The sequence below is a fragment of the Micromonospora sp. LOL_015 genome (assembly GCF_048060275.1).
In the GTDB taxonomy this organism is placed as follows: Bacteria; Actinomycetota; Actinomycetes; order Mycobacteriales; family Micromonosporaceae; genus Micromonospora_E.
The window spans coordinates 76,697-90,412 of record NZ_JBHMIO010000001.1; the positions used below are offsets into that span (position 1 = coordinate 76,697).

Annotated in this window: 10 protein-coding genes; 6 read left to right on the plus strand and 4 right to left on the minus strand. The window is 72.0% G+C overall.

Features of this window, described 5'->3' with window-relative positions; translation table 11 throughout:
- Nucleotides 1-213: 213 nt before the first annotated feature.
- The 4 genes from ACFHWU_RS00330 (at nt 214) to ACFHWU_RS00345 (ending at nt 7,453) form a co-directional block, all read left to right on the plus strand.
- Nucleotides 214-1,434, plus strand: a complete 1,221-nt coding sequence (locus tag ACFHWU_RS00330) for an ROK family transcriptional regulator (RefSeq protein WP_416589540.1) — start codon at nt 214-216, stop codon at nt 1,432-1,434.
- A gap of 337 nt (nt 1,435-1,771) precedes the next feature.
- Entirely contained in the window at nt 1,772-4,753 is a 2,982-nt protein-coding gene (locus ACFHWU_RS00335) for a glycoside hydrolase family 3 C-terminal domain-containing protein (RefSeq protein ID WP_416555580.1), read from the plus strand.
- A gap of 86 nt (nt 4,754-4,839) precedes the next feature.
- Nucleotides 4,840-5,931, plus strand: coding sequence for a LacI family DNA-binding transcriptional regulator (locus ACFHWU_RS00340; RefSeq protein ID WP_416568717.1), 1,092 nt, complete (start codon nt 4,840-4,842; stop codon nt 5,929-5,931).
- Between the two features lie 13 nt (nt 5,932-5,944).
- Nucleotides 5,945-7,453 carry a pyridoxal-dependent decarboxylase gene (locus ACFHWU_RS00345; RefSeq protein ID WP_416589541.1) on the plus strand — a complete coding sequence of 503 codons (1,509 nt, stop codon included), beginning with the start codon at nt 5,945-5,947 and terminating at the stop codon, nt 7,451-7,453.
- Between the two features lie 350 nt (nt 7,454-7,803).
- Here the strand turns inward: ACFHWU_RS00345 and ACFHWU_RS00350 are convergent, their stop codons facing one another.
- The 3 genes from ACFHWU_RS00350 to pyk form a co-directional block, all read right to left on the minus strand.
- Nucleotides 7,804-8,265, minus strand: a complete 462-nt coding sequence (locus tag ACFHWU_RS00350; protein ID WP_416555586.1) for an RrF2 family transcriptional regulator — start codon at nt 8,263-8,265, stop codon at nt 7,804-7,806.
- A 106-nt stretch (nt 8,266-8,371) separates the two neighbouring features.
- On the minus strand, nt 8,372-9,253 hold the full coding sequence (locus tag ACFHWU_RS00355) for an acyl-CoA thioesterase (protein ID WP_416555588.1): 882 nt from the start codon (nt 9,251-9,253) through the stop codon (nt 8,372-8,374).
- The gene (gene pyk, locus ACFHWU_RS00360; protein WP_416555590.1) at nt 9,250-10,698 is read right to left on the minus strand and encodes a pyruvate kinase; all 1,449 of its coding nucleotides are present in this window, start codon (nt 10,696-10,698) and stop codon (nt 9,250-9,252) included. The genes ACFHWU_RS00355 and pyk overlap by 4 nt, the downstream gene beginning before the upstream one ends.
- 303 nt (nt 10,699-11,001) lie before the next feature.
- Between pyk and ACFHWU_RS00365 the strand changes: the two genes are divergently transcribed.
- Nucleotides 11,002-12,234 (plus strand): endonuclease/exonuclease/phosphatase family protein, encoded by a 1,233-nt coding sequence (locus ACFHWU_RS00365; protein WP_416555592.1) that lies wholly within the window; start codon nt 11,002-11,004, stop codon nt 12,232-12,234.
- 17 nt (nt 12,235-12,251) lie between these two features.
- On the opposite strand, the gene ACFHWU_RS00370 is transcribed toward ACFHWU_RS00365, so the two are convergent.
- On the minus strand, nt 12,252-12,821 hold the full coding sequence (locus ACFHWU_RS00370; RefSeq protein WP_416589542.1) for a hypothetical protein: 570 nt from the start codon (nt 12,819-12,821) through the stop codon (nt 12,252-12,254).
- Between the two features lie 186 nt (nt 12,822-13,007).
- Between ACFHWU_RS00370 and ACFHWU_RS00375 the strand changes: the two genes are divergently transcribed.
- Nucleotides 13,008-13,700: a DUF4386 domain-containing protein gene (locus tag ACFHWU_RS00375; RefSeq protein ID WP_416589543.1), complete on the plus strand. Its 693-nt coding sequence runs from the start codon at nt 13,008-13,010 to the stop codon at nt 13,698-13,700.
- Nucleotides 13,701-13,716 lie beyond the last annotated feature (16 nt).

Here is a 13,716-nt window from a genome sequence, read left to right on the forward strand (position 1 = left end):
CGAGATGGGGGTGTGGGGGTACGGTTTGCACGCTAGAGTTAGTTCGTCTGCTGACTAAACAAAGTAGCCGACGGTGACAGGCGCCACAAGGGAGGCCGACATGACGCGAACCGCCGGTGGCGGCCAACCCCGCGGTGACCGCCGCGACACGCCGGCCCGCCGGGCATCCGGCCCGAGCCACCCGGCCGGGACCCGGGGCGTAACGTGATCACCATGCGGAGCGGCCCGCAGCCAGCGGACCTGACCGACGTACGCGCCACCAACCTCGCGGTCGTGCTGCGCTACGTCCGAACCAACGCGCCCTGCTCCCGGGCGGACATCGCCGGTGCCACCGGGCTCAACAAGGCCACCGTCTCCAGCCTGGTCGCCGATCTGATCGACCGCCGCCTGGTCCGGGAGATCGGCCTCACCGAACACCGCATCGGACGCCCGGCCACCATGCTCGTCGTCGATGGCGACGCGTACGCCGCGATCGGCATCGAGATCAGCGCCGACCACCTGACCGCGGTCGCGCTCGACCTGGCCGGCGGTGAGCTGCTGTCCTGGCGACGCGCCTTCACCGGGCTGGCCGCCACCCCGGGCAAGGCAGCCAGCACGGTGGCCGCACTGGCCGGCCGGGCGGTGAACCGGGTGACCCGGCAGGGGCGGCAGGTCCTTGGGCTCACCGTCGGGGTACCCGGCCTGGTCGACCAGCAGGGCCGGGTCAGCCTCTCCCCCGAGCTGGGCTGGCGCGACGTCGACCTGCACGCCGATCTGGTTCGCGCGCTGCGCGGGCCGGCGTACGAGGTGGTGGTGGACAACGACGCCCAACTGGCCGCGCTCGCCGAGCACCGGCACGGGCCGTACGCCGGCACCGCGAACCTGGTGCACCTGACCGGCGGTGCCGGCATCGGCGCGGGGCTGGTGGTGGACGGACGGCTGCTGCACGGCGCGCGGGGGTTCACCGGCGAGGTCGGTCACATCCAACTGGATCCGCAGGGTCCGCCGTGCCGCTGCGGGGCGAACGGCTGTCTGGAGGCGTTGGCCGCCGTCCCGGCGCTGATCCGCCGGGTGCTGCCGGACGCCGAGGTCGACGGGCCGGTCGCCGACTTCGCGCCGGAGATCGACCGGGTACGGGCGGCGGCCCGCGCCGGGGATCCGGCGGCGCTCAACGCGCTCGACGAGGTCGGCCGCAACCTCGGCACCGGGGTGTCCATCCTGGCCAACCTGATCAACCCCGAAGTGGTGCTGCTCGGCGGCTACTACGTCCCGCTCGCCCAGTGGCTGCTGCCGGCGGCCCGGCAGCAGCTCGCCGACCGTACGGTGGCTCCGGCGGCCGGTGGCACCGAGCTGGCAGCCTCCGATCTGGCCGGCGGCGCGGCGGCGATCGGCGGCGCGGCCCGGGCGATCGCCGCGATCGACAACGGCCGTATGCCGGCCCGCCCGACCGACTGACCGCACCGGCGGCCGCCGCCCGGCTGACCAACGGCCCACTGCGGCGACCCGGGTCGGCGGCGGCTGACATCAATTTTGTGCCGGGCAGCCCCTTGACCGTCCGTACTGATGGATGTCAACCTCAAAGGGCTCCACGGTTAACACGGCTGAAATCGTGTCGACAGTGGAGCGTTTTTGGGACGGTCATCGAAGCGCTTCGAGCCAGCGCTTCCCGGGCTGGCGGCCAACCTCCACCGCGTACCGACGCCTGCCCGTGATCCGGTGACCGCGGCGGTGCCCGCACCGCCGCAGCGACCCACACGGGTGCCCTTGCCGATCCCGGAAGGCGATCCACGTTATGAGCGACAGCACGTTCCGCGACCCCGACCAACCCGTGGCCGCCCGGGTCACCGACCTGCTCCGCCGGCTCACCCTCGACGAGAAGATCGCCCTGCTGCACCAGCATCAGCCCCCGGTGCCCCGACTCGGCCTGCCCGGCTTCCGCACCGGGACCGAGGCGCTGCACGGGGTGGCGTGGCTCGGCCCGGCGACCGTCTTCCCACAGGCACTCGGGCTGGGTTCCAGCTGGGACCCCGACCTGCTGCGGCGGATCGGCGAAGCGGTCGGCGACGAGGTACGCGCGTTCCACCACAAAGACCCCGTCGGCGTCGGACTGAACGTGTGGGCGCCGGTGGTCAACCCGCTGCGGGATCCACGGTGGGGCCGCAACGAGGAGGGCTACGCCGAGGACCCGTGGCTGACCGGGGTGCTGGCCACCGGGTACGCCAGCGGACTGCGTGGCGACCATCCCTACTACCTGCGTACCGCGCCGACCCTGAAACACTTCCTCGGTTACAACAACGAGACCGACCGGGCCACCACCAGCAGCAACCTGCCGCCCCGGGTGCTGCACGAGTACGAACTACCGGCGTTCCGCGCCCCGATCGCCGCCGGTGCCGCGGTCGCGGTGATGGCCGCGTACAACCTGGTCAACGGCCGGCCGGCACACCTGAGCCCGCTGATCGACGAGCAGCTGCGCCGGTGGACCGACGACGACGTCCTGGTCGTCGGCGACGCGGGAGCGGCCACGAACATCGCCGGCGCCCAGGGCTACCACCCGGACCACGTCACCGGCTACGCGGCGGCGCTGCGTGCCGGGATCGACAGCTTCACCGAGGACGACACCGACTCGCTGCCGACCGTCGCGCGGATCACCGAGGCGGTGGCGCGCGGGCTGCTCGCCGAACCGGACATCGACCGCGCGGTCCGCCGGATCCTCTCCGTCCGGATCCGGCTCGGTGAGCTGGATCCACCCGAACGCAACCCGTTCGCGACGACCGGCACCGATGTGATCAACTGCCCGGCCCACCAGGACCTGGCCCGGATCGCGGTACGCGAGTCGGTGGTCCTGCTGCGCAACGTACCGACAGAGTCCGGATCCGACCCGGTGCTGCCGTTGGACCCGGACCGGATCCGGCGGGTCGCGGTGGTCGGCCCGCTCGCCGACACCCTCCACACCGACTGGTACGCCGGATCGATGCCGTATGCGGTCACCGCCTGCGCCGGGCTGACCGCGCGGCTGCCGATGGCAACCGTGACCCACCACGAGGGCGTGGACCGGATCGCGTTGCGACTCGGCACTTCGGCTACCTACCTGCAGGCCAGCGGCGCGGCCGCCGGTGGACCGCTGCGGGCCGACAGCACGGCGCGCGGACCGCTGCGCGCGGTCGCGCCGGAGGCGGCGCCGCAGTGCTGCTTCGACGTGTTCGACTGGGGCGACGGGGTGGTCGCGTTGCGCAGCGTCGCCAACGGCCGCTACCTGGCCGCCGGCGACGACGGGGTGCTGGTCAACGACCGGTCCGGACCGGGCGGGTGGGTGGTCAACGAGACCTTCCGGCTGGTCCGCGCCGCCGACGGCCGCATGGCACTGCACCACCTGGCCCGGGACCGCTACGTCACGGTCGGCCCGGACGGGCTGCTGCGGGCCGAGGCCGCCAGCGTCGACACCGCCACCAGGTTCACCGTCGAGCTGGTCACCGATGGCGCCCGGGAGGCGGCAGCACTGGCCCACGACGCCGACGTGGCAGTGGTGGTGCTCGGCAACCATCCGATGGTGTGCGGGCGGGAGACCGAGGACCGGGTCGACCTGGCGCTACCCGGTGCCCAGGCGGCGCTGCTGCGGGCGGTCCGGGCCGCGAATCCGCGTACCGTGCTGGTGCTGGCCAGCAGCTACCCGTACGCGGTGGAGTGGGCCGACCGGCACGTCCCGGCGATCATCTGGTCCGCGCACGGCGGCCAGGAGTACGGCACCGGGCTGGCCGAGGTGCTCTGCGGGGACGCGGATCCGGGCGGCCGGCTCACCCAGACCTGGTACCGACGTACCGCAGACCTGCCCGACCTGTTCGACTACGACGTGATCGCCTCGGATGCGACCTACCTCTACTTCCGGGGGGAACCGCTGTACCCGTTCGGCCACGGTCTGAGCTACACCTCCTTCGACTACCGCGGCCTGCGGTTGTCGGCCACCGAGGTAGGTGCCGACGGCACGGTCGAGGTCAGCGTCACGGTGTGCAACAGCGGGGCGCGGGCCGGGACCGAGGTGGTGCAGCTATACACCCGCCAGCGGCACTCCCGGGTCAAGCAGCCGCTGCGCCAGCTGCGTGCCTTCCGCAAGATCAGCCTCGCGGCGGGGGCGCGGACCACGCTCCGGTTCCGCCTCGCCGCCGCCGACCTGGCGACCTGGGACGTCACCCGGGACCGACCAGTGGTGGAGAGCGCCCGGCACACCGTGTCGGTCGGCCGGTCCAGCGCCGACCTGGTGGCGACCACCACCCTGACCGTACGGGGTGAACGGATCGGGCCCCGCGATCCGCTGGCCGGACCGTTGTGGGCCGCTGACAACGACGACTACGCCGGCACGGCACCGGCCGACCATCCCGAGGGGCGGGACGCGGTGGGCGCGGCGGAGGACGGCGGTTGGATTGCGTTCACCGACGTCGACTTCGACTCCGGGCCCACCGCGGTCACCGCCCGCGTCGCGCACCGGCCGCCCCGGGAGGGGGCCGGAGCGGACCCCGGCGCCGCCGGCCGGGCGGCGGACGGGTCGACGGTCACCCTGCGGCTGGACGATCCGCTGGCCGGCCCGGTTGCCGGTACGCTTCCGGTACCGGCGACCAGCGGCCGCGACGACTGGGCCGAGGTACGGACGGAGCTGCACGGACTGTCCGGAATTCGAGACCTGTATCTGCTCTTCAGTACGGCAGGCGCTACGGTGAGCTACCTGAATTTCGCCGGGACCGCCACTGGCGGTCCGGCCAGGGACCTGGATGGAGGAGCCTAGTGTCAACTCCGTCACAGCCGACCGGCGCCGGGCCGGACCCCGCCGGGCCGGACCCGGCGCGGGACCGGGCCGGCAAGCGGGCCGACATGGTGACGATCGCCGACGTGGCCCGGCACGCCGGCGTCGCGGTCAGCACGGTGTCCTATGTGCTCAGCGGCAAGCGGGCGATCTCGGCGACCACCCGGGAACGCGTACTGGCCAGCATCCACGCCCTCGGCTACCACCCGCACGCCGGCGCCCGAGCGCTGGCCAGCCGCCGGGCGAACGTGATCGCGCTGGTGCTGCCGCTGCGCTCCGGGATGCATCTGCCGGTGCTGATGCAGTTCGCCACCAGCGTGGTCACCACCGCCCGGCAGTTCGACCACGACGTACTGCTGGTCACCGCCGACGAAGGCCCGGCCGGGCTGCGCCGGATCGCGGTCAGCGCCATGGTCGACGGCATCGTGGTCATGGACGTGGAGATGCACGACCCACGCGTGCCACTGCTGCGTGAACTCGAACGGCCCAGCGTGCTGATCGGTTTCCCGGCCGAGTCCGCCGGTCTGACCTGCGTCGACCTGGACTTTTATCGGGCCGGCGAGGCCTGCGTCGAACATCTCGTCACGCTCGGCCACCGGCAGCTCGCCCTGCTCGGAGCCCCTGCGGTGGTCTACGAACGGGAGACCGGCTTCGCCCACCGGACCAGGGCCGGCTTCACCGAGACGGCGACCCGCTGCGGCGTCACGGCGGTCGCCCAGCCGTGCGAGGAGAACTACGACGCGGTGCGCCGCGAACTGGCCGGGCTGCTGCACCGGCACCCGGGGCTCACCGCGCTGGTGGTGCACAACGAGGCGGCGGTCGGGCACGTCCTGGCCGCGTTGCCGACCCTGGGTCGACGGGTCCCCGACGACATCTCGGTGGTGGCGATCTGCCCGGACGAGGTCGCCGAGCGGTCCGGTCCGGCACTGACCTCGGTGCTGATTCCGGCCGAGGAGGTCGGCCGGCAGGCGGTCAGCCTGCTGATGCGCAAGGTCCGGGGCGACGCGGTGCCGGCCGCCACGCTGCTCGACCCACGGTTGACCGTCCGGGCCAGCACCGGCCCCGCCGCCGCGCTGCCGGGCGCCGAGGCCGGAGATGCCGCCGTCGCAGGCACCGGGCCGGAGACGATGGTGGCACTTGCCCACCGTTCCGATTCCTGATCAACTCGACTGCATGGCAGGCGACGCATCCGCGCGGGGCATCACACCCGGCGCAGACACCACGGCCGGCGGGCACATGTCGGCGGACGAGTTCCGCCGGGCCGGGCACGCGGTGGTCGACTGGATCGCCGACTACTGGCAGACCCTGGAGAAACATCCGGTACGGCCGTCGGATCCGCCCGGTACGGTGGCCCGGGCGCTGCCGGTGACGCCGCCGGAGCACGGCGAGCCGTTCGACCGGATCCTCACCGACCTGGACCGGGTGGTCGTCGGTGGGCTCACCCACTGGCAGCACCCCGGTTTCTTCGGCTACTTCCCGGCCAACACCTCGGCGCCGAGCGTGCTCGGTGACCTGGTCAGTGCCGGGCTCGGCGTCCAGGGCATGCTCTGGGCCACCAGTCCGGCCTGCACCGAGGTGGAGACCGTGATGCTCGACTGGCTGGCCCAGCTACTCGAGCTGCCGCAACGGTTCCGGTCGGGCTCCACCGGTGGTGGCGTCATCCAGGACTCGGCGTCGTCGGCCACGCTGGTGGCCACCCTGGTGGCGCTGCACCGGGCCAGCGGCGGCACCTGGCGCACGGCGGGCACCGCTGCCGGCTACGCCGTCTACACCTCGACCGAGGGCCATTCGTCGATCGAGAAGGCGGCCCGGATCGCCGGGGTCGGCGATCAGGGCGTACGGCTGATCGACGTCGATCCGGTGACGCTGGCGATGCGGCCGGACGCGTTGCGCCGCGCCCTCGATGCCGACCTGGCCGCCGGGCGGCGACCGGCGATCGTGGTCGCCACCGTCGGCACCACCTCGACCACCGCTATCGACCCGGTCGAAGAGATCGGCGCGATCTGCACCGAGTACGGGGTGTGGCTGCACGTGGACGCCGCGTACGCCGGCGCGGCGGCGGTCTGCCCGGAGCTGCGCTGGACGCACGCCGGGCTGGAGCGGGCCGACTCGTACTGCTTCGACCCGCACAAGTGGCTGCTGACCGGGTTCGACTGCGACGCGTTCTGGGTGGCGGACCGGGCCGAGCTGGTCGAGGCGTTGACGGTGATGCCGGAGTACCTGCGCAACGCGCTCAGCGACGCGGGCGCGGTGATCGACTACCGGGACTGGCAGGTACCGCTCGGTCGTCGCTTCCGGGCGGTGAAGCTGTGGTTCGTGCTGCGCTGGTACGGCGCACAGGGGCTGCGGGCGCACATCCGTTCGGCGGTGGCGCACGCGGCCTGGTTCGCCGACCAGGTACGCGCCGACGACCGGTTCGAGATCGTCACGCCGGGGCCGTTCTCACTGGTCTGTTTCCGGTTGCGCGGCCAGTCCGACGAGGTCAACTCCGCCCTGCTGGCCGGGGTGAACGCCAGCGGCTCGGTGCTGCTGACCCACACCCGGGTGGCGGGCCGGTTCACCTTGCGACTGGCGGTCGGCGCGCCGCGTACCGAGCGACGGCACGTCGCCGCCGCCTGGGAGCTGATCGCGGACACCGCCACCGGGCTGCTCGCCGACCAGCAACGCCGCGACGACGGGTAGGACGAAACCCTGGCCGCCGAGCCCGATCAGGAAGCCGGCGGTCAGCCCGAGCGGGGTGAGGAACCGGCTGCGCAAGGGCCGGCTGACCCGCCGGGACGGGATCGGCCGGGCGAATCGGATCAGCAGGTACCCCCCGAGGGCCAGCAGGATCCCGGCCCATCCGACTCCGGCGAGCAGTCCGACGAGGGCGAATACCGGCAGCTTTCGCACAGCACACCTACTTGAGAGATCGAACCTATCGGCTTCGAATGCGGGGGCCGGTGCTGTTGTCAAGCACGCCGACGAAGCCGGCCGCGGCCGGAGGGGCCGGATGTCGGGCCGGGAGCAGATCACGGACGGCCGTGCGGCGGTCAGGTCCAGGCGCGCGGGTTGGCCGCGAGATCCCGGATCCGCTCAGGAAGTTTGCCGGTGGCGACGTCGGCGACGGTGACCGACTCGAGGATCTCCCGCTCGCTGGCCCGCAACGCGATCCAGACGTCCTGCAGCGCGACCGCCGCACCCTGGTAGCCGAGCTCCTCCGGCCGGTGCCCCCGCACGTGGGCGAGCGGGCCGTCGATGACCCGGATGAGCTCCGCGAGGCTGATCTGCTCGGCGGGGCGAGCCAGCCAGTAGCCGCCGTCCGGGCCGCGCTGGGCCTGCACCACACCGGCCCGGCGCAACTGCAGCAGAATTCCCTCGAGGAACTTCGGCGGGATGCCCTGGGCCCGGGCGACCTGCTCGGCGGTCAGCACGACCCGCGCCGACGCCGCAGCCGCGACCGCCAGCTCGACGGCGGCCCGCAGCGCGTAGTCGACCCGGGCAGAGAGACGCATACCTCTCAGGTTACGGCACTGTTTCCATTATCAGACCGGCCGACCGCGTCGTCAGTCATCTACCCTGGTCACCGCCGTCCGAGCGCCGGTCAGGCAGGCGGCCCGGTCACCCGCCGACCCGCCGGACCAGTCCTTCCTGCACAGCGCTGGCGATGTGCCGGCCGTCGCGGGTGAACATCCGACCGGTGGCCAGCCCGCGCCCGCCGGCGGCCGACGGACTCCAGCAGTCATAGAGGAACCATTCGTCGGCCCGGAACGGCCGGTGGAACCACAAGGCGTGGTCCAGGCTGGCCCCGATCACCCCGCCCGGACCCCAGACCTCGCCGTGCACGGACAGCACCGAGTCGAGCAGGGTCAGGTCGGAGGCGTAGGTGAGTACGCAGGCGTGCAACAGCGGATCGTCGGGCAGCTTGCCGGCGGCGCGGATCCAGACCCGCTGGTACGGGTCGGCCGGCCGGTCCCCGGGGGCGACCAGACCCGGTTCGCCGACGTACCGCACGTCCATCGGCCGGGGGATCACCGCCCAGACACCGAGCCGCTCCGGATAGCGAGCCAGCCGCTCCACCATGGTCGGCACCGCCTCCGGCGGCGGGACGTCCGGTGGCTGCGGCGCCTGGTGGTCCAGCCCGTCCTCGGGCCGGTGAAAGGACGCCGACATGAAGAAAATCGGTTTGCCGTGCTGGTACGCCACCGAGCGGCGGACCGAGAAGGACCGGCCGTCGCGGATGTTCTCCACCTCGTAGTCGATTGGCTCGGCACCGTCGCCGGGACGGACGAAGTAGCCGTGCAGCGAGTGCACCAGCCGCTGCGGGTCGACGGTTCGCCCGGCGGCTACCAGCGCCTGACCAGCGACCTGGCCGCCGAAGATTCGCTGCGGCCCAACCTTGGGGCTCGTCCCACGGAACGCTGACGGCCCGGTCCGGGTCAGGTCGAGCACCTCGAGCAACTGGTCGACGGCGGCCTGCCCGCCGACCGGATCACCGGTCACTGCAACGCCCGGGCCGCCGCGGCGTCGACGAGGCTACCAAGCTGGTGCACCCGCAGCGTGTTGGTGGAGCCAGGGGTGCCGACCGGGCTGCCGGCGACGATCACCACGTACTCGCCGGGATTGGCCCGCCCGAGGCCGAGCAGTGCCTGGTCGACCTGGCGGAACATGTCGTCGGTGTGCTGCACGAACGGCATCAGGAAGGTCTCCACCCCCCAGGAGAGGGCAAGCTGGTCGCGCACCTCGGCGACCGGGGTGAAAGCCAGCAGCGGCAGCTCGCACTGCAGCCGGGAGAGCCGACGCACGGTGTCACCCGTCTGGGTGAAGGCGACCATCGCCTTGGCGCCGATCGCTCGGGCGATCTGCGACGCGGCCGAGGTGAGCGCACCGCCGTGGGTACGGGGGTCGTGCTGCAGCCGGGGCACCGAGATCGAGCCGTGCTCGGTCGTCGTGACGATCTTGGCCATGGTGCTGACCGTGAGCACCGGGTACTTGCCGACGCTGGTCTCGCCGGAGAGCATCACCGCGTCGGTGCCGTCGAGCACCGCGTTGGCGACGTCGGAGGCTTCCGCGCGGGTCGGCCGCGCATTCTCGATCATCGAGTCGAGCATCTGGGTGGCGACGATGACCGGCTTGGCGTTCTCCCGGCACAGCTGCACCGCGCGCTTCTGCACCAGCGGCACCTCGTCGAGCGGCAACTCGACGCCGAGGTCACCCCGGGCCACCATCACCCCGTCGAAGGCGTCGACGATCGCCTCCAGGTGGGTGACCGCCTCCGGCTTCTCGACCTTGGCCAGGACGGGTCGGCGAACCCCCTCCTCGTCCATGATCGCGTGGACCAGCTTGATGTCCTCGGGCGACCGGACGAATGACAGGGCGATGAAGTCGGCGCCCAGGCCGAGCGCGAACCGCAGGTCGTCGGTGTCCTTGTCCGACAGGGCCGGCACGCTGACCGCGACGTTCGGCAGCGAGATGCCCTTGTTGTTGGAGACCGGCCCGCCCTCGACGACCAGCACCCGGATGTCGTTGCCGTCCACCGCGCTGACCTCGACGGCCACCTTGCCGTCGTCGATCAGCAGCCGGTCCCCGGGGCGAACCTCCTGGGGCAGCCTGCGGTAGGTGCAGGAGACCCGCTCCCGGCTGCCGATTATGTCGTCGCTGGTGATGACGACCGAGTCGCCGGTGCGCCACTCATGCGGCCCGTCGGCGAACCGGCCGAGGCGGATCTTGGGGCCCTGCAGGTCGGCCAGCACGGCGACCGCCCGGCCGGCGACCTGGGCCGCCTCCCGGACCAGCTGGTACACCTGCTGGTGGTCCTCGTGGCTGCCGTGGCTGAAGTTCAGCCGGGCCACGTCCATGCCCGCTTCGACGAGCCCACGGATACGCTCCGGGGACGCGGTCGCGGGGCCAAGCGTACAAACGATCTTTGCGCGGCGTGTCACGCCCATGAGGCTAGTCTCTCCCCTGAACCGGCCGACCGGCCGGCCCTGTCTGATGTCCGAACGGAAGTGCCCACCAGCGCTCGGCGCTCCGCGAGACATCGTACTGGTGGGTGGAACCGCGATGGTGGACCGGCGGGCATCGACGACCGCGCTCTCAGGGTAGCGCGGTAGTTGACCATCGCGGTACGGCCGGACGGCCGACGCCCGGACGTTCGGAGATCATTCGCCGAACCGTCACATAGATCCGGTTAACTGGTCACCACACGACCGGAGGGTGGCACGGTGACACAGCGAGTACGGACACGAACGGTGACCGCTCTGATGGCGATGATCGCCACCGGTCTGGCGGCAGGGCTGGCGCCCGGGACGGCGACGGCAGGCGGTACACCGGCCGGTGGGCACGGCGGCGTCCGGTTCGCCACCTTCAACGCCTCACTCAACCGGGGCGTCGACGGCGGACTGGTGGCCGATTTGTCCACTCTGGGTGATACGCAGGCCGCCAACGTCGCCGAGATCATCCAGCGGGTCCGCCCCGACGTGCTGCTGATCAACGAGTTCGACCACGACGGCGAGGGGCGGGCCGTCGAGCTGTTCCAGCGCAACTACCTGTCCCGCGGCCAGGGCGGGGCCAGGCCAATTCACTACCCGTACCGGTTCAGCGCCCCGTCGAACACCGGCGTGCCGTCCGGGCACGACCTCAACCGCGACGGTACGGTCGGCGGCCCGGACGACGCGTACGGCTTCGGACTGTTCCCCGGCCAGTACGGCATGGCGGTCTACTCGCGTCACCCGATCGACCGGCGGTCGCTGCGCACCTTCCAGACGTTCCGCTGGCGCGACATGCCGGGAGCGCTGCTGCCGGACGACCCGGACACCCCGGAGCCCGCCGACTGGTACTCCCCCGAGGTCCTCGCGGACGTGCGGCTGCCGTCGAAGAGCCACTGGGACGTACCGGTACGGATCGGCCGGCAGACCGTGCATCTGCTGGCCAGCCACCCCACGCCGCCGGTCTTCGACGGCCCGGAGGACCGCAACGGCCGGCGTAACCACGACGAGATCCGGTTCTGGGCCGACTACGTCGTCCCGGCCCGGTCCGGTTACATCTACGACGACCGGGGCCGACGCGGCGGGCTGCGCCCCGGTGCCCGGTTCGTCATCGCCGGTGACCTCAACTCCGACCCGTACGACGGCGACGGCATCCCGGGAGCGGCTCGACAGGTCACCGGGCATCCACTGGTCGACGACCGACGGCCGCCGACGAGTGCGGGTGGGCCGGCTGCCAGCCAGCGCCAGGGCGGGGCGAACCTGACCCACGAGGGCGACTCCCGCTACGACACCGCCGACTTCGCCGACGGTACGCCGGGCAACCTTCGGGTCGACTACCTGCTGCCGAGCCGCCGCCTGCAGACGGCGGGCAGCGGGGTTTTCTGGCCGACGCCGGACGATCCACTGTTCCGGCTGGTCGGCGATTACGACCCGGCGCTGCCCGGCGGGTTCCCGACCTCGGACCACCGGCTCGTCTGGCTCGACCTGCGCTGCTGAGCGGCAGTTCCAAGCGGTCAGTCGGTGCCGGTGGCGGCGAGCGATCCCGGTGGGCGGGCGTCGCGGGAGGCGATCGCGTTCATCGGGATCTGCACTGCCCGCACCCCCATGTCGAGCCGGGCCACCTGGTAGAACTGCGCCCGGGCACGGCGGTAGTCGACGAACCCGGCCCGCCAGGTCTGTTCGTCGACTGGTTCGTCACCGGTGGCAAATGCCTCCAGCCTCCACAACGTCTCGGTGAGGGCCTGCGCGGCGGCGATGGTCGGCCCGTCGGCGAGCAGCAGGATCGACTCGAAGCACACGGACCGGTCCGACTCGGCCTGTCCGAGCCGGGCCAGCCCTTCCTCACGGCCGATCGGGCTGATCGCGGTGACCAGACCGCGGCTGGCCAGCACCCGTGAGGCGAGCAAGGCGATCTGCTTGGCGGTGGCGGCGAATTCGACGTACCCGGCGAGCCGCAGGGCGTCCCACCGCACGGATTGTTCCCGGCGCCACCGGTTGCGCTCGGTGATCCCGGTGCCGACGTAGGTGAGCACCCCGCCGACGACCACCGCGAGGATGGTCGGCAGGTGTTCCAGCAGAGACATCACATTCTCCGTCGCGTCGCCGGGCCTCAGGGTAGTGAGCCGTCACAAGGTCGCGTGCCAGCACAAGGCCCGGTCCCCTCGGGGGTCTCCGCTTGCCCATGCCTTACACCGTAAGTTAGGCTGCCTTACAGCGTAAGACAGCCGGTCGCGTCGACGGACGCCCGGCGGACGAGAAGGGAAACACCCATGAGCGATCTGGTCCGCACGGCGCGGCTGACCGGCGTGTTCTATCTAGGCCTCGGCATCACCGCCATGCTCGGCTTTCTGATCGTCCGACCCCAGCTGGTCATCGCCGGCGACCCCGCAGCGACACTGGGCAACCTGGTAGGGCACGAGACGCTCGCCCGCGCCGGCGTCGCGCTCGAGCTGGGCGTCGTTGTCACCCAGGCGCTCGCCGCCGTCTGGTTCTACCGTCTCTTCCGCATCGCCGACCCGCTCGCCGCCGGCAGCATCGGCGCGTTCGGGCTGGTCAACGCGGTGGCGATCATGGGCAGTGCGGCGATGCTCGCCACGGCCGTCGAGGTCGCGGGCGAGCCGATCGGCGACGCCGCGCCGATCGTCCAGGCTCTCTATCTGGTCAGCGGCAACCTGTGGGGGGTGGGCAACCTGTTCTTCGGGCTGTGGCTCATCCCGATGGGCAGGTGTGTGATCCGGTCACGTTGGATGCCCCGACCACTCGGCTGGGTGCTCGTCATCGGTGGCCTCTGCTACCTCGCGAGCGGGTTCCTGCTCTACCTCACACCCGACGCCCAGGTCGTCGCCGACCTGCTCGTGGTGCCGGCCACCGTCGGCGAGCTCTGGATGATCGGCTACCTGCTGACCGTCGGCGTCCGACGAAGGACGCCGTCCCGGGTGTTACCGCACCGTCAGGGCGGGTAGGCGAAGGTAGCGGCGA

Coding starts and splice junctions, on each gene's coding strand:
- ACFHWU_RS00330 (WP_416589540.1), top strand. CDS start 214: ATGCGGAGCGGCCCGCAGCCAGCGGACCTGACCGACGTACGCGCCACC.
- ACFHWU_RS00335 (WP_416555580.1), top strand. CDS start 1,772: ATGAGCGACAGCACGTTCCGCGACCCCGACCAACCCGTGGCCGCCCGG.
- ACFHWU_RS00340 (WP_416568717.1), top strand. CDS start 4,840: ATGGTGACGATCGCCGACGTGGCCCGGCACGCCGGCGTCGCGGTCAGC.
- ACFHWU_RS00345 (WP_416589541.1), top strand. CDS start 5,945: ATGGCAGGCGACGCATCCGCGCGGGGCATCACACCCGGCGCAGACACC.
- ACFHWU_RS00350 (WP_416555586.1), bottom strand. CDS start 8,265: ATGCGTCTCTCTGCCCGGGTCGACTACGCGCTGCGGGCCGCCGTCGAG.
- pyk (WP_416555590.1), bottom strand. CDS start 10,698: ATGGGCGTGACACGCCGCGCAAAGATCGTTTGTACGCTTGGCCCCGCG.
- ACFHWU_RS00370 (WP_416589542.1), bottom strand. CDS start 12,821: ATGTCTCTGCTGGAACACCTGCCGACCATCCTCGCGGTGGTCGTCGGC.
- ACFHWU_RS00375 (WP_416589543.1), top strand. CDS start 13,008: ATGAGCGATCTGGTCCGCACGGCGCGGCTGACCGGCGTGTTCTATCTA.